The 21,872-nt window shown below is 72.4% G+C and carries 16 protein-coding genes; 5 read left to right on the top strand and 11 right to left on the bottom strand.

What is annotated here, in order from left to right; translation table 11 throughout:
* Positions 1–76 precede the first annotated feature (76 nt).
* The 8 genes from KBY47_RS16595 to iolC all read right to left on the bottom strand — a co-directional run bounded on the left by KBY47_RS16595 (position 77) and on the right by iolC (position 11,677).
* The gene (locus KBY47_RS16595) at positions 77–1,738 is read right to left on the bottom strand and encodes a von Willebrand factor type A domain-containing protein (protein WP_210921898.1); all 1,662 of its coding nucleotides are present in this window, start codon (positions 1,736–1,738) and stop codon (positions 77–79) included.
* Between the two features lie 234 nt (positions 1,739–1,972).
* On the bottom strand, positions 1,973–2,845 hold the full coding sequence (locus KBY47_RS16590; RefSeq protein ID WP_210921897.1) for an ABC transporter permease: 873 nt from the start codon (positions 2,843–2,845) through the stop codon (positions 1,973–1,975).
* Positions 2,842–5,490 carry an alpha/beta fold hydrolase gene (locus tag KBY47_RS16585; RefSeq protein WP_210921896.1) on the bottom strand — a complete coding sequence of 883 codons (2,649 nt, stop codon included), beginning with the start codon at positions 5,488–5,490 and terminating at the stop codon, positions 2,842–2,844. The genes KBY47_RS16590 and KBY47_RS16585 overlap by 4 nt, the downstream gene beginning before the upstream one ends.
* Positions 5,491–5,622: 132 nt before the next feature.
* Positions 5,623–7,125 (bottom strand): CoA-acylating methylmalonate-semialdehyde dehydrogenase, encoded by a 1,503-nt coding sequence (gene mmsA / locus KBY47_RS16580; RefSeq protein WP_210921895.1) that lies wholly within the window; start codon positions 7,123–7,125, stop codon positions 5,623–5,625.
* 14 nt (positions 7,126–7,139) lie between these two features.
* Entirely contained in the window at positions 7,140–9,023 is a 1,884-nt protein-coding gene (gene iolD, locus KBY47_RS16575; protein WP_210921894.1) for a 3D-(3,5/4)-trihydroxycyclohexane-1,2-dione acylhydrolase (decyclizing), read from the bottom strand.
* A complete protein-coding gene (gene iolB, locus KBY47_RS16570; RefSeq protein ID WP_210921893.1) occupies positions 9,020–9,832 on the bottom strand; it encodes a 5-deoxy-glucuronate isomerase in 813 nt (270 codons plus the stop codon). Before iolB ends, iolD begins: the two co-directional genes overlap by 4 nt.
* Positions 9,833–9,839: 7 nt before the next feature.
* Entirely contained in the window at positions 9,840–10,730 is an 891-nt protein-coding gene (locus tag KBY47_RS16565; protein WP_210921892.1) for a deoxyribose-phosphate aldolase, read from the bottom strand.
* Positions 10,727–11,677: a 5-dehydro-2-deoxygluconokinase gene (iolC, locus tag KBY47_RS16560; RefSeq protein WP_210921949.1), complete on the bottom strand. Its 951-nt coding sequence runs from the start codon at positions 11,675–11,677 to the stop codon at positions 10,727–10,729. The genes KBY47_RS16565 and iolC overlap by 4 nt, the downstream gene beginning before the upstream one ends.
* Before the next feature lie 385 nt (positions 11,678–12,062).
* Here iolC and KBY47_RS16555 point away from each other — a divergent pair, with 385 nt between their 5' ends.
* Positions 12,063–12,263, top strand: a complete 201-nt coding sequence (locus KBY47_RS16555; protein ID WP_210921891.1) for an AlpA family transcriptional regulator — start codon at positions 12,063–12,065, stop codon at positions 12,261–12,263.
* Between the two features lie 87 nt (positions 12,264–12,350).
* The gene (locus tag KBY47_RS16550; RefSeq protein ID WP_210921890.1) at positions 12,351–12,941 is read left to right on the top strand and encodes a GNAT family N-acetyltransferase; all 591 of its coding nucleotides are present in this window, start codon (positions 12,351–12,353) and stop codon (positions 12,939–12,941) included.
* Here the strand turns inward: KBY47_RS16550 and KBY47_RS16545 are convergent.
* Entirely contained in the window at positions 12,919–13,965 is a 1,047-nt protein-coding gene (locus KBY47_RS16545) for a zinc-dependent alcohol dehydrogenase family protein (RefSeq protein ID WP_210921889.1), read from the bottom strand. The genes KBY47_RS16550 and KBY47_RS16545 overlap by 23 nt on opposite strands.
* A 55-nt stretch (positions 13,966–14,020) precedes the next feature.
* Positions 14,021–16,321, bottom strand: a complete 2,301-nt coding sequence (locus KBY47_RS16540; protein WP_210921888.1) for an MMPL family transporter — start codon at positions 16,319–16,321, stop codon at positions 14,021–14,023.
* Positions 16,322–16,488: 167 nt separating this feature from the next.
* On the opposite strand from KBY47_RS16540, the gene KBY47_RS16535 reads away from it, so the two are divergent.
* From KBY47_RS16535 to KBY47_RS16525, 3 genes are all read left to right on the top strand, one after another.
* Positions 16,489–17,175 carry a TetR/AcrR family transcriptional regulator gene (locus KBY47_RS16535; protein WP_210921887.1) on the top strand — a complete coding sequence of 229 codons (687 nt, stop codon included), beginning with the start codon at positions 16,489–16,491 and terminating at the stop codon, positions 17,173–17,175.
* 74 nt (positions 17,176–17,249) lie between these two features.
* The gene (locus KBY47_RS16530) at positions 17,250–17,489 is read left to right on the top strand and encodes a heavy-metal-associated domain-containing protein (protein ID WP_210921886.1); all 240 of its coding nucleotides are present in this window, start codon (positions 17,250–17,252) and stop codon (positions 17,487–17,489) included.
* Positions 17,490–17,600: 111 nt separating this feature from the next.
* Positions 17,601–19,898, top strand: a complete 2,298-nt coding sequence (locus KBY47_RS16525) for a cation-translocating P-type ATPase (RefSeq protein ID WP_210921885.1) — start codon at positions 17,601–17,603, stop codon at positions 19,896–19,898.
* Between the two features lie 571 nt (positions 19,899–20,469).
* On the opposite strand, the gene KBY47_RS16520 is transcribed toward KBY47_RS16525, so the two are convergent.
* Positions 20,470–21,759 (bottom strand): citrate synthase, encoded by a 1,290-nt coding sequence (locus tag KBY47_RS16520; RefSeq protein WP_210921884.1) that lies wholly within the window; start codon positions 21,757–21,759, stop codon positions 20,470–20,472.
* Positions 21,760–21,872: the final 113 nt, after the last annotated feature.

Below are 21,872 nucleotides of genomic sequence, written 5' to 3'. Positions count from 1 at the left end.
TTGTCCCGACAAGAACTTACCCGCAAGTAAGAAAGAGTCAATGGGAGGGACGCCGCCCGGCTCGGCTCCGCCCGGCTCAGCTCAGCGCATCCGCCTGCCGGATCGCCTCGGCGAGCTGCCGTACCGCGCTGTCGCCGGTCTCCTCGGCCAGGTCCTCGGCCTCCTCGGTGAGGTCGGTCAGGTCCAGGGCGCCGGGGAGGTGGGTGTGGTCGGTGCCGCGGCGCAGGGCGTCGGCGAAGTAGGCGGCCACGGCGGTGACCCGGAAGCGGTCGGAGGCGGTGGTGCGGGAGTCGTCCAGGGCGCCGCTCTCCAGTTGGGCGGTCTCCTCGTGCGGGGTGCGGCTGTCGGGGTCGAGCCAGCGGACCGTGGCGGTGGCGAGGTGGCCGGAGGCACCGGAGCGGGTGCGGACCGCATACAGCGCGGTGACCGTGTGGCCGGGGCCGATCTCGCCGCCGTCGACCGAGTCGTCGCGGAAGTCCTCGTCGGCGACCCGCCGGTTGTCGTAGCCGACCAGGGAAAACTCGGCGACCGTCTCGGGGTCGAAGGCGACCTGGGCCTTGGCGTCGCGGGCGGTGAGGTCGACGTTGCGCGGGAGTCGCTCCGCGAAGACGTCGTAGGCGTCGTCGGTGTCGGAGACGTAGACGGTGTGGCCGTCGCCACGGTCGGCGAGGCGTTCCATCAGGGCGTCGCCGTAGTCGCTGCCGACGCCGACGCCGAACAGGGTGATGCCGTACTCGCGGCGGGAGTCGGCTATGCGTTCGAGGATGGTGTCGGCGTCGGTGTCGCCGGTGTTGGCGAGCGCGTCGGAGACCAGGACGACCCGGTTGGTGGCGCCCTTGCGCAGGCCCTCCACGGCGGTCCCGTAGCCGGTCTCGACGCCCGCGCCGAGGTTGGTGGACGCCTCCGTGCGCAGGTCGTCGATGGCGTCGTGGATCTCGTCGCGGTTGCCGTCGAGCCGGGTCATCGGCAGGACGGTCTCCGCCTCGTCGCTGAAGGTGACCAGGGCCAACGAGTCGTCGTCGCGCAGCCGGTCCGTCATCACGCCCAGGGACTTCTTGGCGAGGTCGAGACGGCCGGGCTCGGCCATGGAGCCGGAGATGTCGAGGACGAAGGTGAGGGCGGCGGGCGGGCGTTCGCCGTCGTCCTCGGCCGGGCGGGTGGCGAGGCCGACCCGGACCAGGGACCAGTCGTCCTCGCTGGTGCGGGCGCCGTCGACGGTGACGGAGAAGCCGTTGCCGTCCGGGCGTTCGTAGTCCTGCCGGAAGCTGTTGACGAACTCCTCGGGGCGGACGGTCGACGGGTCGGGCAGCCGTCCGTCGGCGAGGGTGCGGCGGGCGTAGCCGTAGGAGGCGGTGTCGACGTCGAGGGCGAAGGTGGAGAGGTAGTCGGGTGCGGGGGCGACCTCGCGCGAGTCGTCCTCGCCGCTTCCGTCACTGTCCCGCTCGCCGGTGCCGTACCCCTGGTCGGGGCCGGGCAGCGGGGCGTCGCCGCGGGATTCGCGGGCGCCGCCCCGGTCGGCCGTGTTGCTCGGCTCGCCGCTGCCGCCGCAGCCGGTGAGCAGCAGACCGCCCGCGAGCGCCGCCGCGGTCAGCGCGGCCCGCAGCCGCCGGGCGGACCCGGGGGCGCGCCGGGGCGGCGGGTGCTCCCGCAGGTCGCCGCCGGGCGTCGCCGCGGGCGGTCGGGGACGGCCGGTGCGGTGGGCGGGCCGCCGGTGGTCGTCGGGTTCGGCGTGCTGCATCTTGGCTCCCCGGTGCGCGTCGGTGTCCGTCCCAGCGACGTGTCCGTCCCAGTGACGGTGTCCGTCCCAGTGACGGTGTCCGTCCCAGTGACGGTGTCCGTCCCAGTGACGGTGTCGGTCTCTGTGACTGTGACGGCGCGGGATGCCGGAAGGTGCGGCACGGGGCGTTGCGGATGGGTCTCGATGCGGGCACGGAGCAGGGCCGTTGAGACCGGTGGGTGATCTTCCGGTGACCTAGGAGACCACGTCCTTGCGGGCGAAGCCGCGGAAGGCCAGGGCGAACAGGACCAGGGCGTACGTTATGGAAATCGCGGTGCCCTGGATCATGCCGGACCACTCGGGGTCGGGCTGGACGGCGTCCGCCCAGGCGAACTGCCAGTGCGCGGGCAGGAAGTGCCGCCAGTCGCCGAGGGCGGTGACGGCGTCGAGGACGTTGCCGACGATGGTCAGGCCGACCGCGCCGCCGACCGCGCCGAGGGGGGCGTCGGTCTTCGTGGACAGCCAGAACGCGAGCCCTGCGGTGACCAGTTGGGAGACGAAGATGAACGCCACGACGATCACCAGCCGCCCGGCGGCCGTGCCCGCCTCCAGTGAGCCGCCGGTGGGGATCTCCAGCGGGCCCCAGCCGTAGGCCACCGTGCCGACGCCGACCGCCACCACCGGCAGCAGCACCATGGCGGCCAGGCTCAGGCCCAGTCCCACGACGAGCTTGGACCACAGCAGCCGGGCGCGCGGCACGGGCGCCGCCAGCAGATAGCGCAGGGAGGACCAGCTGGCCTCCGAGGCGACCGTGTCCCCGCAGAACAGGGCGACGGGGATGACCAGCAGGAAGCCCGCGGAGACGAAGAGGTTGACGGCGGCGAAGTTGGCGCCGGACGCGGTGGCCGTGTCCATCAGGGTGATGCGGTCGCCGCGGCCGTCCGGCTCGCCGCCGATCGCGAAGGCGGCGACGAGGACGAACGGCAGGGCAGCGAGGATGGCGAACATGACCAGCGTGCGCCGCCGCTTCAGCTGGCGGATCAGCTCGACCCGCAGCGGCAGGGTGCGGCCCGCGCGGTAGCCGTGGGCCGTCTCCGTGCGCTCGGCGAGCGTCGTGTCGGCGCTCATGCCGATCCTCCGATCAGGGTGAGGAAGGCGTCCTCGAGGCGGCGGTGCGGGCCCATCGAGGTGACGGGCACCTCCAGCCGGACCAGTTCGGTCACCAGGCGGGCGGGGCTGCCGTCGGCGTCCAGGCGGATGAGGAGTCCGTCGTCGGCGCGGACCGCCGAGGCGACGCCGGGCAGTGCGGCGATCTTCTCGACGACGGGTTCGTCGACGGGGGTGACGGTGCCGACGAGCAGGGTGTCGCCGGAGCCGATGATCTCGGCGACGGGGCCCGCCTGCACCAGCCTGCCCCGGTCCATGACCACGAGGTGTGTGCAGGACTGCTCGACCTCCGCGAGGAGGTGGCTGGAGACGATGACCGTGCGGCCGCCCGCCGCGTACCGGATCATCACCTCGCGCATCTCGCGGATCTGGGGCGGGTCGAGGCCGTTGGTCGGTTCGTCGAGGATCAGCAGGTCGGGCAGGCCGAGCATGGCCTGGGCGATGGCGAGGCGCTGGCGCATGCCCTGGGAGTAGGTGCGCACCGCGCGGGCGAGCGCGTCGCCGAGGCCCGCGATCTCCAGGGCCTCGTCCAGGTGGGCGTCCTCGGGCGGGCGGCCGGTGGCCCGCCAGTACAGCTCCAGGTTCTCCCGGCCGGACAGGTGCGGCAGGAAGCCCGCGCCCTCGACGAAGGCGCCGACCCGGGACAGGACGGGCGCGCCCGGCCGGATGGCGTGGCCGAAGACGCGGATCTCGCCGCCGTCCGGCTGGATCAGGCCCATCAGCATGCGCAGGGTGGTCGTCTTGCCCGCGCCGTTCGGCCCGAGGAGTCCGAGGACCTGGCCCTTCTCGACGGTGAAGGAGAGGTCCCGGACCGCGTACCGGTCCGCCGACTTGGCGTACCGCTTGCTCAGGTCGGTGATCCGCAGCGGCACGTCGGCGAGCGCGGGGTCCGGGGCGGGGGTCGTGGTGCGGCGGCGGCCGGTGACCAGCAGGGCCACGGCGAGGACGGCGGCGGCGAGCGGCAGCCACCACACCCACGCCGGGAGCGGGGCGGCGGCGGTGGTCACACCGGGTGCGGTGGGCACCTGGAGGTCGCCCTTGAGGGACACCTTGTACGTCGCCGGGGCGGCCGGGGAGGCGTAGCCGAGGTCGGTGGAGGCGAGGACCAGGCGGAGGCGGTGGCCCTTCTCCACCTCGTGGTCGATGGCGGGGAGTGTCAGGGTGACGTCCTTGCCCGCCTTGGCGTCCTCGATCCGTACCGGGGTGACGAGCTGGGAGGGCAGCACCTGCTGGGTGCCGTCCGGGCCGACGTCGTACACCTTGCCGAAGAGCACGGCGTCGTCGCTGGTGGACTCGATGTGGACGGTCGCGGTCGGGGAGCCGGTGATGCGCAGGTCGCGGTCGAGGGGCGCCGACTCGAAGCGCGCGAACTGGCCGGGGAAGTCGAGGGAGACGCCGATGCCGAGGGAGGACAGCTGGGCGAGTCCGCCGGAGCCGCCGAGTCCGGGGAGGGCGGAGACGGCGGGCGGGGCGCCGCCGGGCGGGTTGTCGACGCTCTGTTCGCGGCCGGTGAGGGCGATACTCCGCCGTCCGCTGTCCAGGCCGGGGTAGGTGTCGGCGCTCGCGCCCCGCAGCAGCGCCTGGCCGTCGGTGGAGTCGACGCCTCCGGTGCGGGTGACGCGGAAGGCGGGGCCGGTGTCGGCGCCCTTGTCGTCCTTGAGGTAGCGGTCGAACCAGGAGGTGGTCCGGGCGCGCACCCGGTCGCTCTCCGGGTCGCCGCCGTCATGTCCGCCCGCGATCCAGTCGACGTCGACCGGGGCGCCGTTGGCGCGGATCGCCTTGGCCGCCGCGTCGGCCTGGCCGAGCGGGAACAGGGAGTCGGACTGGCCCTGCACCAGCAGGGTGGGCACGTCGATGAGGTCGGCGACGGCGGACGGCGAGCGCTCTTCGAGGAGCGCGCGGGCCTCGGGGTCCGGGGTGCCGGACTCGGCGACCCGTTCGTACATCGCGCACAGCCGGGGCTCGAACTTGTCGCAGCCGCCGCCGGAGTTGACGAAGATGCCCGCCCACAGCTTCTTGAACACGCCGTTCGGGAACAGCGCGTCGGCGAGGTTCCAGTAGGTGATGGCCGGGGCGATGGCGTCCACCCGGCCGTCGTACCCGGCGGAGAGCAGGGCGATGGCGCCGCCGTACGAGGCTCCCGCGACGCCCACGCGCGGGTCGCCGGGCCTGTCGAGGCGCACCTCGGGCCGCTGGGCGAGCCAGTCGATGAGCTGGGAGACGTCGGCGACCTCCCCCTGCGGGTCGTTCAGCCCGATCTTTCCGGTGGAGCGGCCGAAGCCGCGGGCCGACCAGGTCAGCACCGCGTAGCCGTCCCGGGCGAGGTCCTCGGCCTGTTCGCGGACGTCGTCCTTGCTGCCGCCGAAGCCGTGGCCCAGCAGTACGGCGGGGCGGCGTCCGGCGTCGGTGGAGGTGAAGTACGAGGTGTCGACGCGCACTCCGTCGCCCACGCTCAGCACCCGGTCGGCGCGGTGTACCGCGGGCGCCTCGTCGGAGGCGACGGCCGTCCACGTACCGGCACCGGCGAGGACGGCCACGGTGGCCAGTGCGGCGAGCAGCCGCCGTGGCCCGCGTGGCCCTCGCAGTCCGGGCAGTCGAAGATCCATGCGTCAACGGTACGGGCCGCCACCGACAACCGATGCAGACCCCGGTCGGAACCCCCTGACCTCCCACGGGCGTACGGCGCCGCCCCCGCGTACCACGGCTGCGGTACACGGGGGCGGCGGAACGCGCCCGGGTCAGTGGTTGCGCGGGAAGCCCAGGTCGACGCCCGCCGGGGCGTCGGCCGGGTCGGGCCAGCGGGTGGTGACGACCTTGCCGCGGGTGTAGAAGTGCGTGCCGTCGTTGCCGTAGATGTGGTGGTCGCCGAAGAGGGAGTCCTTCCAGCCGCCGAAGGAGTGGTAGCCGACGGGGACCGGGATGGGGACGTTCACGCCGACCATGCCCGCCTCGATCTCCAGCTGGAACCGGCGGGCGGCGCCGCCGTCGCGGGTGAAGATCGCGGTGCCGTTGCCGAAGGGGGAGGCGTTGATGAGCGCCACGCCCTCCTCGTAGGTCTTGGCGCGCAGCACGCACAGCACCGGGCCGAAGATCTCGTCCTGGTACGCCTTGGCCGTCGTCGGGACCTTGTCGAGGAGCGAGATGCCGATCCAGTGGCCGTCCTCATGGCCCTCGACCGTGTAGCCGGTGCCGTCGAGGACCACCTCGCAGCCCTCGGCCGCGGCGCCTTCCACGTACGACGCCACCTTGTCGCGGTGGGCGGCGGTGATCAGGGGGCCCATCTCGGAGGCGGGGTCGGTGCCGGGGCCGATCTTGATCTTCTCGGCGCGCTCGCGGATCTTCGCCACCAGTTCGTCGCCGACCGCGCCGACCGCGACCACCGCGGAGATCGCCATGCAGCGCTCGCCCGCCGAGCCGTACGCCGCCGAGACCGCCGCGTCGGCCGCCGCGTCCAGGTCGGCGTCGGGCAGGACCAGCATGTGGTTCTTGGCGCCGCCGAGGGCCTGTACGCGCTTGCCGTTGGCGGCGGCGGTGGTGTGGATGTAGCGGGCGATGGGGGTGGAGCCGACGAAGGAGACCGCCTTGACGTCGGGGTGTTCCAGGAGCCGGTCGACGGCCACCTTGTCACCGTGCACCACGTTGAAGACGCCGTCCGGCAGGCCCGCCTCCGCGAGCAGTTCGGCGAGGCGGACGGACGCCGACGGGTCCTTCTCGCTGGGCTTGAGGACGAAGGTGTTGCCGCAGGCGATGGCCAGCGGGAACATCCACATCGGCACCATCGCCGGGAAGTTGAACGGCGTGATGCCCGCGACGACGCCCAGCGGCTGCCGGATCGCGGCCACGTCGACGCGGCTGGCGACCTGCGTCGACAGCTCGCCCTTCAGCTGCACGCTGATCCCGCACGCCAGGTCGACGATCTCCAGTCCGCGCGCCACCTCGCCGAGGGCGTCGGAGTGCACCTTGCCGTGCTCGGCGGTGATCAGCTCGGCGATCTCGTCGCGGTGGTCGTCCAGCAGCGCCCGGAACCTGAACAGGATCGAGGTGCGCTGGGCCAGCGAGGACTGGCCCCAGGTGACGTAGGCGTCCTTGGCGGCGGCGACCGCGGCGTCCACCTCGTCGGCCGAGGCGAAGGCGACCTTCGTGGTGACCTGGCCGGTGGCCGGGTCGGTGACCGGGCCGTAGGTGCCCGACGTGCCGTCGACGGTCTTGCCGCCGATCCAGTGGTTGACGATCTTCGTCATGACCGGTTGCTCCTTCACAGATGGCGGCGTCGGGTGGAGACGTGCCGTTCGTACAGCTCACGTGCCTTGACCGCGGACGGCCTGGTCGCGGTCTCGGCCACGGGTACATCCCACCAGGCCTGCGCCGGGGGCGCGCCCGACACTGTGTCTGCCGTTTCGGTCTCCACGTAGACACATGTGGGAGTGTCGGCGGCCCGCGCCTCGGCGAGCGCGGCGCGCAGGTCGCGCACGGTCCGGGCGCGCAGCACCCGCATGCCGAGGCTGGCGGCGTTGGCGGCGAGGTCGACGGGGAGCGGGGCGCCGGTGTAGCCGCCGTCGTCGGCCGGGAAGCGGTAGGCGGTGCCGAAGCGCTCGCCGCCGACGGACTCGGAGAGGCCGCCGATGGAGGCGTAGCCGTGGTTCTGGACGAGCAGGATCTTGATGGCGATGCCCTCCTGTACGGCGGTGACGATCTCCGTCGGCATCATCAGATAGGTGCCGTCGCCGACCAGCGCCCACACGGGGCGGTCGGGCACGGCGAGCTTCACTCCGATGGCGGCGGGGATCTCGTAGCCCATGCAGGAGTAGCCGTACTCCAGGTGGTACTGGTCGCGGGACCGGGTGCGCCAGAGTTTGTGCAGGTCGCCGGGGAGGGAACCGGCCGCGTTGATGATGATGTCGGTCTCGTCGACGAGGGCGTCCAGGGCGCCGAGGACCTGCGGCTGGGTGGGCCGCCGTACGTCCGGTTCGTCGGCCTCGTAGCAGGCGTCGACGCGCTGTTCCCAGCGCTCCTTGTCCTCGGTGTACTCGTCGGCGTAGGCGTCGGGGACGCGGTGGCCGTGCAGGCGGAGGGCGTCGGTGAGTTCGGTCAGGCCGCTGCGGGCGTCCGCGACCAGGGGCAGGCCCGCCATCTTGTGGCCGTCGAAGGGGGTGATGTTGAGGTTGAGGAAGCGGACGCCGGGCGCGGCGAACAGGGTGTTCGAGGCGGTGGTGAAGTCGGTCCAGCGGGTGCCGACGCCGATCACCAGGTCGGCGGTGCGGGCGAGTTCGTCGGCGGTGGCGGTGCCGGTGTGGCCGATGCCGCCGACGTCCTGCGGATGGTCGTAGGCGAGGGAGCCCTTGCCCGCCTGGGTGGCGGCGACGGGGATGCCGGTGGTCTCGGCGAACTCGGCGAGGGCTTCCTCGGCGCGGCTGTGATGGACGCCGCCGCCCGCGACGATCAGGGGGCGGCGGGCGGCGCGGATCGCGGTGACCGCCTCGGCGAGTTCGGTGGGGTCGGCGCCCGGCCGCCTGATCACCCAGGTGCGGTCGGTGAAGAAGTCGTCGGGCCAGTCGTACGCCTCGGCCTGGACGTCCTGCGGGAGGGCGAGGGTGACGGCGCCGGTCTCCACGGGGTCGGTGAGGACGCGCATGGCGGCGAGCGCGGCCGGAATCAGGGCTTCCGGGCGGGTGACGCGGTCAAAGTACCTCGACACCGGGCGCAGACAGTCGTTGACCGACACATCGCCCGCGTACGGCACCTCCAGCTGCTGGAGCACTGGGTCGGCGGGGCGGGCGGCGAAGACGTCGCCGGGGAGCAGGAGGACCGGGAGGTGGTTGATGGTGGCGAGGGCGGCGCCGGTGACGAGGTTGGTGGCGCCCGGGCCGATGGAGGTGGTCACCGCGTGCGTGGACAGGCGGTTGGACTGGCGGGCGTAGCCGACCGCCGCGTGCACCATGGCCTGTTCGTTGCGGCCCTGGTGGTACGGCATCACGTCGCCGTACTCGACGAGCGCCTGGCCGATCCCGGCGACGTTGCCGTGGCCGAAGATGCCCCAGGTGGCGCCGATCAGCCGCCGGCGTACACCGTCGCGCTCGGTGTACTGGGCGGACAGGAAGCGGACGAGCGCCTGCGCGACGGTGAGCCTGGTCGTCGTCATCGGTACCCCTCTGTGTGGTCCGGGTGGAAACAGATCCGCCACTCCCGGGTCTCGCCCGGACCCGCCATGACGTTCAGGTAGTACATGTCGTGGCCGGGCTGGGCGATCGACGGGCCGTGCCAGCCGTCGGGGACGAGGACGGCGTCGCCGGTGCGGACCTCCGCGAGGACGTCGGAGCCGCCCTCACGGGAGGGGAATACGCGCTGGTACCCGAAGCCGTTCGGACCGTCGATCTCGAAGTAGTAGATCTCCTCCAGCTCGGATTCCTCGCCGGGCCGGTGCTCGTCGTGCTTGTGCGGCGGGTACGACGACCAGTTGCCGCCCGGGGTGATCACCTCCACGGCGATGAGCTTGTCGCACTCGAAGGCGTCGGCGGAGGCGAAGTTGCGGACGTGGCGGACGCAGCCGCCGCTGCCGCGCACCTCCACGGGGACCTCCGACGCGGGGCCGCGGCGGGCGGGGAGTCGTCGCTCGCACTTCGCTCCTGCCAGGGCGAAGCGGCCTCCCGCGTCGGAGGCGATCTGGACCTGGGCGTCCCGGGGCACGTACACGAAGTCGGATGCCGACGCGAACACGTTCTCCCGGCCCAGGAGTTCAAACACCTGATCACTTACCTGCACCGTACAACCACCATTGAGGGGCAGCACGATCCACTCACTGTCCCCGGCGGCGAAGGCGTGGCCGCCACCCGGCGCCAGCTCCACGATCCGCAGGGCGCCGTATCCCCAACCGGCCCGCTCGGGATCGATGTCGAGCACGTACCCGGCGCTCTCGGCGGCGCCCCTCGGAATGTACAACTCCTGGCTCATACGGCCCTCACAGCAGTCCGACGGCGGTGTCCACGGCGGCGGCCACATCACCGTCCGCCGGATACAGCAACGAGCGGCCCACCACCAGCCCCCGCACGGTGGGCAGCTGGAGCGCGCCACGCCACTTCTCGTACGCCCCCGCCTGGTCGTCCGGCTTGTCGCCGACGTCGCCGCCGAGCAGCACGGCGGGCAGGGTCGAGGTCTCCATCACCCGGGCCATGTCGTCAGGGTTGTCGGTCACCGGCACCTTCAGCCAGGTGTACGCCGAGCTGCCGCCGAGTCCGGAGGCTATGGCGATGGACCGGGTGACGGCGTCGGCGGACAGGTCGTTGCGCAGCCGCCCCCGATCGTCGCGGCGGGAGATGAACGGCTCCACGAAGACCGGCAGCCTGCGCGCCGCCATCGCGTCGACCGCGCGGGCGGTGGCCTCCAGCGTGGTCAGCGAGCCGGGGTCGCTGTAGTCGATACGGAGCAGCAGCTTGCCCGCGTCGAAACCGAGCCGCTGGATGTCCTCGGGGCGGTGGCCGGTGAAGCGGTCGTCGAGTTCGAAGGCGGCGCCCTGAAGTCCGCCGCGGTTCATCGAGCCCATGACCACCTTGTGGTCGAGGGCGCCGAGCAGCAGCAGGTCGTCGAGGATGTCGGCGGTGGCGAGGACGCCGTCCACACCGGGGCGCGACAGCGCGAGGCAGAGGCGTTCGAGCAGGTCGGCGCGGTTGGCCATGGCGAACTTGCGGTCGCCGACGCCTAGCGCGCCCCGGGCCGGGTGATCGGCGGCGACGATCATCAGACGGTCGCTCGCGCCGAGCAGCGGGCGGCGCGGGCGGCGGGCGGCGGCCTCGGCGATGGCCTCCGGGTGGCGGGTACGGGTGCGGACCAGGTCCGCGATGTCGACGCTCATCGGACCTCTCCCGCGGCGAGCGCGGCCTCGACCTCGTCCGGGGTCGGCATCGCCGACGAGCACTCCAGGCGGGAGGCGACGATGGCTCCGGCGGCGTTGGCGTGCCGCATGGTCCGCTCCAGGCTCCAGCCGCTCAGCAGGCCGTGGCAGAGGGAGCCGCCGAAGGCGTCCCCGGCACCGAGTCCGTTGAGGACGGTCACGGGCAGCGGCGGGACCTCGGCGCTCTCACCGTCGGCGCTGACGGCGAGGACGCCCTTGGGGCCCTGTTTGACGACGGCCAGTTCCACCCCGGCGGCGAGCAGGGCGCGGGCGGCGGCGTGCGGGTCGCGCAGGCCGGTGGCGATCTCCACCTCGTCGAGGTTGCCGACCGCGACGGTGGTGTGGCGCAGGGCCTCGGCGTAGAACGGGCGGGCCGTCTCCGGGTCGCTCCAGAACATCGGGCGCCAGTCGAGGTCGAACACCGTCGTGCCGGACTTCGCGCGGTGCGCGAGCGCCGCGAGGGTGGCGGTGCGGCTGGGCTCCTCGCTCAGGCCGGTGCCGGTGACCCAGAAGATCCCCGCCTCCCGGACGGCGTCCAGGTCGAGGTCGTCGGCGGCGATCTCCAGGTCCGGCGCCTTGGGCCGCCGGTAGAAGTAGAGCGGGAAGTCGTCCGGCGGGAACACCTCGCAGAAGGTGACCGGGGTGGGCAGTCCGGCGACCGGGGTGACCCAGCGGTCGTCGACGCCGAAGCCGCGCAGGGCCTCGTGGAGATAGGTCCCGAACGGGTCGTCGCCGGTGCGGGTGACCACCGCCGTACGGCGGCCGAGTCGGGCGGCGGCGACCGCCACGTTCGTCGCCGAACCGCCGAGGAACTTGCCGAAGGACGTCACCCGCGGGAGCGGAACGCCCGTCTGCAACGGGTACAGGTCCACCCCGATCCGCCCCATCGTGATCAGGTCGTACGCCATCGAGTCCCCTTCGCGGTGCTCTTCGCGCGCTCGCACTGGTTCTCCACGGTTTCTAGCTCCGCACGGGGCGCCCTGTCAATATTTTGTCCGGACATACTGACTAGATATGGCGGGTGGCCCACCGACACGGGCGGGAGGCCCGATGTCAACACGCCCCGCCCAGAGACCGGCGTACGCCTGTGCCGCACCTCTGTCACAAACACCACCCCCGTGTCACACATGTCCCGGGTACGCGGGTCCCCCGTCACACCCGGCCGACAGCCCCTCTCCGTGGTCACTCTCCGTCGTTGACCGGGCACAGGCTTGGTGAACGCCAGCGCAACGCCCGGCTCCCCCGACGGCCGCCCCCGGCCGCCGCCGTGGCACGCGCAGGGAGGTGCGACTCATGACCGACCGAAGGCTCTGGTCCTACAAGGAGATCGCGGCACACATCCGGGTGCAGCCCGACACCGTGCGCTCCTACCGCAAACACGGTCTGCTGCCGCCACCCGACCATGTGGAGGGCGGCAAGCCCTACTGGTACGCCGACACCGTCCGCGCCTGGGTCGCCTCCCGGCCGGGCAACCGGGGGCGCCGACCGGACTGACGCCCGACCGGGCTCAAGCGCCCCGCCACCCGGCCGACGCGGCTAACCCGATTGCCCCGGCGGCGGTGGGCGGCGCAGGATCCGGGGATGGGCCCATCCAGCTTCTCCGAGAAACCCGTCCTCACCGGTGCGAAGACCGTGCTGCGGCCCTTCACCGCCGAGGACGCCGAGGTGATGTGGCAGATCATCGGCGATCCCGAGGTCGTCCGCTTCACCGGCGCCCCGCCGTCCGAACTCACCCCGGAGCGCGTCCGCTCCTGGTACGCCACCCGCGCCGACCAGCCCGACCGCCTCGACCTGGCGGTGACCGACCGGGCGAGCGGGGAGGTGGTCGGCGAGGTCGTCCTGCACGAGTACGACCCCGCGGGCCGTAGCTGCACCTTCCGCACCCTGCTCGGACCGCGCGGCCGGGGCAGGGGGCTGGGCACGGAGGCGACGCGTCTGATCGTCGGCCATGGCTTCGAGCGCCTGGGCCTGCACCGCATCCAGCTGGACGTCTACGCCTTCAACCACCGCGCCCTGCGCGTCTACGAGAAGGCCGGGTTCGTGGTCGAGGGGGTGCGGCGGGAGGTAGAGCCGCGGGACGGGGTGTGGGTGGACGAGGTCGTGATGGGCCTGCTGGACCGGGAGTGGGCCGCCCTGCGGGCCGCCGAGGTCAGCGGCTCCACGGCTCGATGACCGTCACACCCGCGCCCGGTGCCGAGCCCAGCGCGGCGAGCGCTTGGGGGACCGCGTCCAGGCCTATCGCCGAGGTGACCAGGAGGTCGGGGCGCAGGGTGCCGGAGCGCACGAGGTCCAGCAGCGGCGGGTAGGTGTGGGCGGCCATGCCGTGGCTGCCGAGCAGTTCCAGCTCCAGGGCGACCGCGCGGGCCATCGGCACGGGCGTGGTGCCGTCGGCCGAGGGCAGCAGGCCGACCTGGAGGTGGCGGCCCCGGCGGCGCAGGCCGTTCACGGAGGCGGCGCAGGTCACGGGCGAGCCGAGGGCGTCCAGGGAGAGATGGGCGCCGCCGCCGGTCAGTTCCCGGACGGCCCGCGCGGTGTCGTCGGTGTGCGCGGCGTCCACGACGTGCGCCGCGCCGAACTTGCGCGCCAGGTCCAGCGCGGTCGGCGACACGTCGACGGCCACCACCCGGGCTCCGGCCGCGGCGGCGATCATCACCGCCGACAGACCGACTCCCCCGCAGCCGTGCACCGCCACCCACTCCCCCGCGGCGACCCGGCCCTGCTGCACGACCGCGCGGAAGGCCGTGGCGAACCGGCAGCCCAGGGAGGCCGCCGTCGCGAAGGTCAGCTCCTCGGGCACGGCGACGAGGTTCACATCGGCGTGGTCCAGCGCCACGTACTCGGCGAAGGAACCCCAGTGGGTGAAGCCGGGCTGGGTCTGCCGCTCGCACACCTGCTGGTCACCGGCCGCGCAGGACGGGCAGCCGCCGCAGGCGCAGACGAACGGCACGGTGACCCGGTCGCCGGGCCGCCAGCCGGTGACCCGCGCGCCGACCGCCTCGACGACCCCGGCGAGTTCATGCCCGGGCACGTGCGGCAGGGTGATGTCCGGGTCGTGGCCCTGCCAGCCGTGCCAGTCGCTGCGGCACAGGCCGGTGGCCTCGACCCGCACCACGACGCCGTGCTCCGCGGGCCGCGGATCGGGGACGTCCCGCACCTCGGCCGGCTCCCCGAACCGCTCGAACACCACAGCCCGCATCCGTTCTCTCCCTCGCGCCAGTACCTACCAGTTCGGTGGTATGTACAGCGAGACGCTAACCGCCCGCCGTCACCTTGTCCCCCTCCCGGTCCGCCTCTCGGTCCGCCTCGCGCCGCTGCTCGGCCGGGCTGTCGGCCGCCGTCGGCTCCCCTTCGCTCAGCCCGAACCGGGCGTGCAGGCGCCGCAGCGGTGCCGGAGCCCACCAGGTGGCGCGGCCCGTCAGCCGCATCACCGCCGGTACCAGCAGGCTCCGTACGACCATGGCGTCCATCAGCACGGCCAGCGCGGTGCCCAGGCCGAGCATCTTGGTGTTGGTGACCCGGGAGGTGCCGATGGCGACCATCACCACCGCCAGGATGACCGCCGCCGCGGTGATCAGGCCGCCGGTGCGCTGGAGGCCGTGCCGTACGGCCTGCTGGTGGTCGCCGGTGTGGTCGTACTCCTCCTTGATGCGGGAGAGCAGGAACACGCCGTAGTCCATGGAGAGACCGAAGGCGACGCAGAACATCAGGACGGGAAGGGTCGTCTCTATGGAGCCGGGGCTGGTGAAGCCGAGCAGGCCGGAGAGGTGGCCGTCCTGGAAGACCCAGACCACGGCGCCGAACATGGCGGTCAGGCTGAGGGCGTTGAGCAGCACGGCCTGGAGGGGTATCAGCACGCTTCCGGTGAGCAGGAAGACCAGGATCAGCGTGACCACGGTGATGAAGAGCGCGGCCCAGGGCAGCTGCTCCCCTATCGCGTCCTTGGTGTCGACCAGGACGGCGGCGGTGCCGGTGACGGAGGTGTCGAAGGGGGCGTCGGTGGCGCGGATGTCGCTCACCAGGCGCTGGGCCGGTTCATCGACGGCCTCGCCCGCCGGCTGCACCGTGAAGTACGCGGAGTCGCCCTTGACCAGCGGGCCGTCCACCCGGAGGACCTCCGGCAGGACGGCGAGGCGCTCCTTGTAGTCGGTGTACTGGGCCTCGGTGGCGCGGCCTTCGGCGAGGATCTCCAGGCCGCCGCCGGGGCTGCCGGGGAAGCCGTCGCGGAGGTACTGCTGCACGATGTGCGACTCGGCACCGGACGGCAGCTGACGGTCGTCGGCGGTGCCGAACTTCACGCCCAGGAAGGGCAGTCCGAGCAGGACCAGGACGGCTGTGGTGCCGAGTGCGAAGAAGGGCGCCCGGCGCATCACCAGGCCTGCCGTGCGGGCCCAGCCCCGGCCCTCCTCGGCGTCCGGTGTCCGCTCCCGGCCGCGCCGGAACAGCCGGCGCAGGTCGAGGGAGTTGACGCGGTGGCCGAGGAGCACCAGGGCCGCCGGGAGCAGGATGAGGGCGGCGGCCGCGGCCAGCAGGACGACGGCGATGCCGGAGTAGGCGAAGGACCGCAGGAAGTACTGCGGGAACAGCAGCATCGCCACCAGGGACACCGCGACCGTGAGGGCGGAGAACAGGACCGTGCGGCCCGCCGTGCGCAGGGTGGTGGCCACGGCGGTGAGCGGGTCGGCGCCGCCGGACAGTTCCTCGCGGAAGCGGCGGACGATGAACAGGGCGTAGTCGATGGCGAGGCCCAGGCCGAGCGCGGTGGTCAGGTTGAGCGCGAAGACCGAGACATCGGTGATCTCGGTGAGGCCGCGCAGCACGGCGTTGGTCCCGAGGATCGCCACGATGCCGATGCCGAGCGGCAGCAGGGCGGCGACGGCGCTGCCGAAGACCATGACCAGCAGCACCAGGGTCACCGGCAGGGCGATCATCTCGGCCCGCAGCAGGTCCTCCTGGATGATCGTCTGCATGTCGTGGCGCACGGCGACGATGCCGCCGATCTGGACCTCCACCGGGCCCTGGGCGCCGCGGAAGTGGGGTGCGACGCGCTCCAGGGTCTCGCCCGCGGTGGTCTCGTCGCCGGTGATCCGGGCGGCGATCAGCGCCTGGCGGCCGTCCTCCGCGCGCAGGGCCGGGGAGCGGGTGTCCCAGTAGGAGCCGACGCCCGTGATGCCCTCCTCGGCGGCGAGCCGGTCGGCGAGGCGCTCGGCCTCGGCCGCGACCGCCGGGTCGTCCACCGAGGCGCGGCCCGCGTCGACGAGCAGCAGCAGATTGGGCTGGGAGCCGGGGAACTCGCGCTCCAGGGCCTTGGTGGCGTAGGTCGACTCGGCGGCCGGGTCCTCCCAGCCGCCGCTGCCCAGCCGGTCGGCGACCCCGCCGCCCGCGAGGACGGCGAGCAGGGTCACCACGAGGGCCGCGAGCAGCGACAGCCGCGGGCGGGCGGTCACGAGGCGGGTCCATCCCCCGACCCGGGGCCGGCCGGCCCGGGAGTCGTCGGCACGGGAGCCGCCGGCCCCGGACCTGTCGGCCGGGGCCGGACTTTTGACTTCGGTCATCCTGCGGTGTCCCCTTCACCGTGGGCCCAGCTGCCCCGGCGTACGAGCAGGCAGCATGGGAGTGTCATTGCCATAGACTGGCAAACACGAGTCGTCGCTCGCGTTTCTCAAGAATGCGAGCGGTCACTCGTGTTTGTCAATCGCGTTCGGAGAGCTGGGGATAACGCGTGTCCGAGGAGCGAGCGGAACCAGGGACGCAAGAGTCCGAAGAGGCCAAGGACAGACCGCGCCGCCGCCAGGCCCGCGGCGAGCGCCGGATCGCGCAGCTGCTGGAGGCCGCCGCGAGCGTGTTCTGCACGACCGGCTACACCGCCGCCAGCACCAACGCCATCGCCCGCGAGGCGGGCGTCTCGCCCGGCACGCTGTACCAGTTCTTCCCGAACAAGGAAGCGATCGCGATCGAGCTGGGCAGCCGCCTGATGCACGAGATGCGGGAGACCTACGGTGAGGCGCTCGCGCCCGTCGACCCCGCGACCCCGATGGCGGAGGCCATCGGCGCCGCGGTCGACCGGTTCATCACGTTCAACTGCGAACACCCCGAGTTCTTCGCGCTGATGCACGGCCCCGACATCCCGGGCCGGGTCGCCGAACAGCACGACGCCCTGCACGCGACCCTGCTCAGCCGGATCGAGGGACTGCTCGCCTCCCTGCTCCCGGACCGGCCCCCGGCCGACATCACCCGCGTCGCACAGGTCTCCCTGGGCGTCTACAAGGCGGGCCTGGAGCTGGTCCTGGCCCACGAGGGCGCCGAGCGGGACGCGTACGTCCAGGAGATCAAGGACGTACTGACCCGCTACCTGGAGCCGATGGGTGCCGGGACACGGCGCGACCCCTCTTGGATTCATACCCCCTAGGGGTATAGTGTGGACATCGTGACCCCTCCCCCGGGGTCACCTCGGACCCACACGCCTCGACGAGGAGTAACGACATGACCGCCCAGACCGACACCCAGGGTTCCGTCACCACCGTCTACAAGGTGAGCGGGATGAGCTGCGGGCACTGCGAGGGCGCCGTCTCCGGCGAGCTGGCCAAGCTGCCCGGCGTCGGCTCCGTACAGGCCGTGGCCGCGTCCGGCGAGGTCACCGTCGTCTCCGCCGCCCCGCTCGACGAGGACGCCGTGCGCGAGGCCGTCGACGAGGCGGGCTACGAACTGGTCGGCAAGGCCTGACGCACCCCCGGGCCCGCCCGCGCGGGCCCGCCGCACACCCCTTCCGGCACCGGGCCGTACCCGACGCCCCGCGCCCCGTACGGCCCGGTCCCCCCCTTCTGGAGCCCGGGCATGACCAGCAGCACCAGCACCACCTCCGCGGCAGTCGGCATAGCCGCCGCCCCGGCGCCCGGCGCCGAGGTCGAGCTGCTCATCGGCGGGATGACCTGCGCCTCCTGCGCGGCCCGCATCGAGAAGAAGCTCAACCGCATGGACGGCGTCACGGCCACCGTCAACTACGCGACGGAGAAGGCCCGGGTCAGCTACCCGGCCGGGACCGAGGTCGCCGACCTGATCGCCACCGTCGTGAAGACCGGTTACACCGCCGAGGAACCCGCGCCCCCGCAGCCGGAGGCCTCGGAGCCGGAACAGCGCACCGGCGACCCCGAACTCGACACCCTGCGCCAGCGGCTGCTGGTCTCCGTGGCGCTCGCCGTCCCCGTGATCCTGCTGGCGATGGTCCCCTCCCTCCAGTTCGACAACTGGCAGTGGCTCTCCCTCACGCTCGCCGCCCCGGTCGTCGTCTGGGGCGGCTGGCCCTTCCACCGGGCCGCCTGGACCAACGCCCGGCACGCCGCCGCCACCATGGACACCCTGGTGTCGGTCGGCACCCTCGCCGCGTTCGGCTGGTCGCTGTGGGCGCTCTTCCTCGGTGACGCGGGCATGCCCGGCATGCGGCACGGCTTCGACCTCACCGTCTCCCGCGCCGACGGTGCCTCGACGATCTATCTGGAGGTCGCCGCCGGAGTCACCGCCTTCCTGCTCCTCGGCCGCTATCTGGAGGCCCGCTCCAAGCGCCGCGCGGGCGCCGCGCTGCGGGCGCTGATGGAGCTGGGCACCAAGGACGTGGCCGTACTGCGGGCCGGGCGTGAGGTCCGTGTCCCGGTCGCCGAACTGGCGGTCGGGGACCGGTTCGTCGTACGCCCCGGCGAGAAGATCGCCACCGACGGCACCGTGGCCGAGGGCGCCTCCGCCGTCGACGCCTCCATGCTCACCGGCGAGTCCGCGCCGGTGGACGTGACCGTCGGCGACACCGTGACCGGCGCGACCGTCAACGCCGGGGGACGGCTGGTCGTCGAGGCCACCCGGGTCGGCGCCGACACCCAGCTCGCGCGGATGGCCAAGCTGGTCGAGGACGCGCAGAACGGCAAGGCCGAGGTGCAGCGGCTCGCCGACCGGGTCTCCGCCGTCTTCGTACCGGTCGTGCTGCTGATCGCCACCGCCACCTTCGGCGGCTGGCTGGGCGGCACCGGGGACACCGTCGCCGCGTTCACCGCCGCCGTCGCCGTACTGATCATCGCCTGCCCGTGCGCCCTGGGCCTGGCCACGCCGACCGCGCTCATGGTCGGCACCGGGCGCGGCGCCCAGCTCGGCATCCTGATCAAGGGACCGGAGGTGCTGGAGTCCACCCGGCGCGTCGACACCGTCGTCCTCGACAAGACCGGCACCGTCACCACCGGCCGGATGACCCTGCGGGAGGTGTACGCCGCCGAGGACACCGACGACAAGGAGGTGCTGCGGCTCGCGGGCGCCCTGGAGCACGCCTCCGAGCACCCCGTCGCCCGCGCGGTGGCCGCGGGGGCCGAGGAGCGGGTCGGCCCGCTGCCGGGGGCCGAGGGCTTCGAGAACGTCCCCGGCAGGGGCGTACGCGGGCGCGTGGAGGCCAAGGAGGTGGCCGTCGGCCGTCTCTTCGACGAGGTCCCCGAGGAGCTGGCCCGGGCCCGGGAGCGGGCCGAGCGAGCCGGACGCACGGCCGTCGTGGTCGGCTGGGACGGGCGGGCGCGCGGGGTGCTCGCCGTCGCCGACGCGGTCAAGGGGACCAGCGCCGAGGCGGTGCGCCAGCTGCGCGCGCTGGGGCTGACGCCGGTCCTGCTGACCGGGGACAACCGGACGGTGGCCGAGGCGGTGGCCGCGGAGGTCGGCATCGGCGAGGTGATCGCCGAGGTGCTCCCCGAGGACAAGGTCGACGCCGTACGGCGGTTGCAGCGCGAGGGACGGGTCGTCGCCATGGTCGGCGACGGGGTCAACGACGCCGCCGCGCTGGCCGCCGCCGACCTGGGGCTGGCCCTGGGCACGGGCACCGACGCCGCGATCGAGGCGGGCGACCTGACGCTGGTCCGCGGTGACCTGCGGGCGGCGGCGGACGCCATCCGGCTGTCCCGGCGCACGCTCGCCACCATCAAGGGCAATCTCGTATGGGCGTTCGGTTACAACGTGGCCGCGCTGCCGCTGGCCGCGGCCGGGCTGCTCAACCCGATGATCGCGGGGGCGGCGATGGCGTTCTCCTCGGTGTTCGTGGTGACGAACAGTCTGCGGCTGCGCACTTTTCGGTCCGGGATCCCTCTGGAGTCCGGCGCGACCCTCACATAAGCTCTTCACAAGGCTCGCGCATCTTCCTTACGCTTGAGCCCCGTTCACCGAATCGGGCCTCTTGTGCACCTAATAGGACAAATGCAAGAGACGCAGATCACAGTGATGTGAACGTAACCATCGAAGGGGTTCGAAGGTCTAAGTTGGCGATGTCAGACAGCGTCTTGGGGGGCGTTGGCTGGCACTTCCGAGGATGTCTTGGGGGACTTCCTCGGAGATTGCGTTGCCGGGGCACGTACACCGGGGAGCTTTGAGCGGCCACCCCAGCGTGCGTGTCCCCGGCAGACCGCAGGCAGTACGGCAACAACACAGCGGTACGAAAGCAGTACGGCAGCAACACAGCGATTCAGGCGCTGGTCCTCACAAGCGCCCGGCCGGATCCCGTGGGGGGAATCCGCACCGGGACATGGGAAGGCGCCCTGGTCGTCGGCCCGTGGGGGGACTGACGCACCGGGGCGCCTTCTGCCGTTCCCGCCGCCCGCCCACCCGTACTCAAGCCGCAGTGGTACGCAGAAGGTCCCGCACCCCAGGAGTCGGATGCGGGACCTGCGCGTGCGGGTGCGGGTGCGGCTCAGCGCTCCTCGACGGGGACGAAGTCACGCTCGACCACGCCGGTGTAGATCTGGCGCGGACGGCCGATGCGGGAACCCGGCTCCTTGATCATCTCGTGCCACTGGGCGATCCAGCCCGGGAGGCGGCCGAGGGCGAACAGGACCGTGAACATCTCGGTCGGGAAGCCCATGGCCCGGTAGATCAGACCGGTGTAGAAGTCGACGTTCGGGTAGAGGCTGCGCGAGACGAAGTAGTCGTCGGAGAGCGCGTGCTCCTCCAGCTTCAGCGCGATGTCCAGCAGCTCGTCGGACTTGCCGAGCGCGGAGAGGACGTCGTGCGCCGCCGCCTTGATGATCTTGGCGCGCGGGTCGAAGTTCTTGTAGACCCGGTGGCCGAAGCCCATCAGACGGACGCCGTCCTCCTTGTTCTTCACCTTGCGGATGAAGGAGTCGACGTCGCCGCCCGCGTCGCGGATGCCTTCCAGCATCTCCAGCACGGACTGGTTGGCGCCGCCGTGCAGCGGGCCCCACAGCGCGTTGATGCCGGCGGAGATCGAGGCGAACATGTTCGCCTGCGAGGAGCCGACCAGGCGGACCGTGGAGGTCGAGCAGTTCTGCTCGTGGTCGGCGTGCAGGATCAGCAGTTTGTCCAGCGCCGAGACCACGATCGGGTCCAGGTCGTACTCCTGTGCGGGGACCGAGAAGGTCATCCGCAGGAAGTTCTCGACGTAGCCGAGGTCGTTGCGCGGGTAGACGAACGGGTGGCCGACGGACTTCTTGTACGCGTAGGCCGCGATCGTCGGGAGCTTGGCGAGCAGACGGATGGTGGAGAGGTTGCGCTGCTGCTCGTCGAACGGGTTGTGGCTGTCCTGGTAGAAGGTGGACAGCGCGGAGACGACCGACGACAGCATGGCCATCGGGTGGGCGTCGCGCGGGAAGCCCCGGTAGAAGTTCTTGACGTCCTCGTGCAGCAGGGTGTGCTGCGTGATGTCGTTCTTGAAGCCGGACAGCTCGTCGACGGTCGGCAGCTCACCGTTGATCAGCAGGTACGCCACCTCGAGGAAGGTGGAGCGCTCGGCCAGCTGCTCGATCGGGTAGCCGCGGTACCGCAGGATGCCCGCCTCGCCGTCGAGGTAGGTGACGGCGGATTTGTACGCGGCGGTGTTGCCGTACCCGCTGTCCAGGGTCACCAGACCGGTCTGGGCCCGGAGCTTCCCGATGTCGAAGCCCTTGTCCCCGACGGTGCTGTCGATCACCGGGTAGGTGTACTCGCTGCCGTCGTACCGCAGTACTACAGAGTTGTCGCTCACGTCTTCCCTCACCGACGTAGTGCCTCATCTTCGAGGTGCCCTGACTGTCTCTACCATCCCCCATTTGGCTCAGGAGAGTGCACTCGGGGTCGACCATTGGGCTTATTGGCGGC

This window comes from Streptomyces sp. B93 (assembly GCF_018070565.1).
In the GTDB taxonomy this organism is placed as follows: domain Bacteria; phylum Actinomycetota; class Actinomycetes; order Streptomycetales; family Streptomycetaceae; genus Streptomyces.
Note: the sequence above shows the minus strand (reverse complement) of the source record. Positions and strands in the feature narration are given on the sequence as shown.

Excerpts from the sequence above, each read along its gene's own strand:
- KBY47_RS16545 (WP_210921889.1), bottom strand. The coding sequence starts at position 13,965 with ATGCGGGCTGTGGTGTTCGAGCGGTTCGGGGAGCCGGCCGAGGTGCGG.
- KBY47_RS16590 (WP_210921897.1), bottom strand. The coding sequence starts at position 2,845 with ATGAGCGCCGACACGACGCTCGCCGAGCGCACGGAGACGGCCCACGGC.
- KBY47_RS16525 (WP_210921885.1), top strand. The coding sequence starts at position 17,601 with ATGACCAGCAGCACCAGCACCACCTCCGCGGCAGTCGGCATAGCCGCC.
- KBY47_RS16565 (WP_210921892.1), bottom strand. The coding sequence starts at position 10,730 with ATGAGCGTCGACATCGCGGACCTGGTCCGCACCCGTACCCGCCACCCG.
- KBY47_RS16530 (WP_210921886.1), top strand. The coding sequence starts at position 17,250 with ATGACCGCCCAGACCGACACCCAGGGTTCCGTCACCACCGTCTACAAG.
- iolC (WP_210921949.1), bottom strand. The coding sequence starts at position 11,677 with ATGGCGTACGACCTGATCACGATGGGGCGGATCGGGGTGGACCTGTAC.
- KBY47_RS16555 (WP_210921891.1), top strand. The coding sequence starts at position 12,063 with ATGACCGACCGAAGGCTCTGGTCCTACAAGGAGATCGCGGCACACATC.
- iolD (WP_210921894.1), bottom strand. The coding sequence starts at position 9,023 with ATGACGACGACCAGGCTCACCGTCGCGCAGGCGCTCGTCCGCTTCCTG.
- KBY47_RS16595 (WP_210921898.1), bottom strand. The coding sequence starts at position 1,738 with ATGCAGCACGCCGAACCCGACGACCACCGGCGGCCCGCCCACCGCACC.
- KBY47_RS16550 (WP_210921890.1), top strand. The coding sequence starts at position 12,351 with ATGGGCCCATCCAGCTTCTCCGAGAAACCCGTCCTCACCGGTGCGAAG.
- KBY47_RS16540 (WP_210921888.1), bottom strand. The coding sequence starts at position 16,321 with ATGACCGAAGTCAAAAGTCCGGCCCCGGCCGACAGGTCCGGGGCCGGC.
- KBY47_RS16585 (WP_210921896.1), bottom strand. The coding sequence starts at position 5,490 with ATGGATCTTCGACTGCCCGGACTGCGAGGGCCACGCGGGCCACGGCGG.
- iolB (WP_210921893.1), bottom strand. The coding sequence starts at position 9,832 with ATGAGCCAGGAGTTGTACATTCCGAGGGGCGCCGCCGAGAGCGCCGGG.
- mmsA (WP_210921895.1), bottom strand. The coding sequence starts at position 7,125 with ATGACGAAGATCGTCAACCACTGGATCGGCGGCAAGACCGTCGACGGC.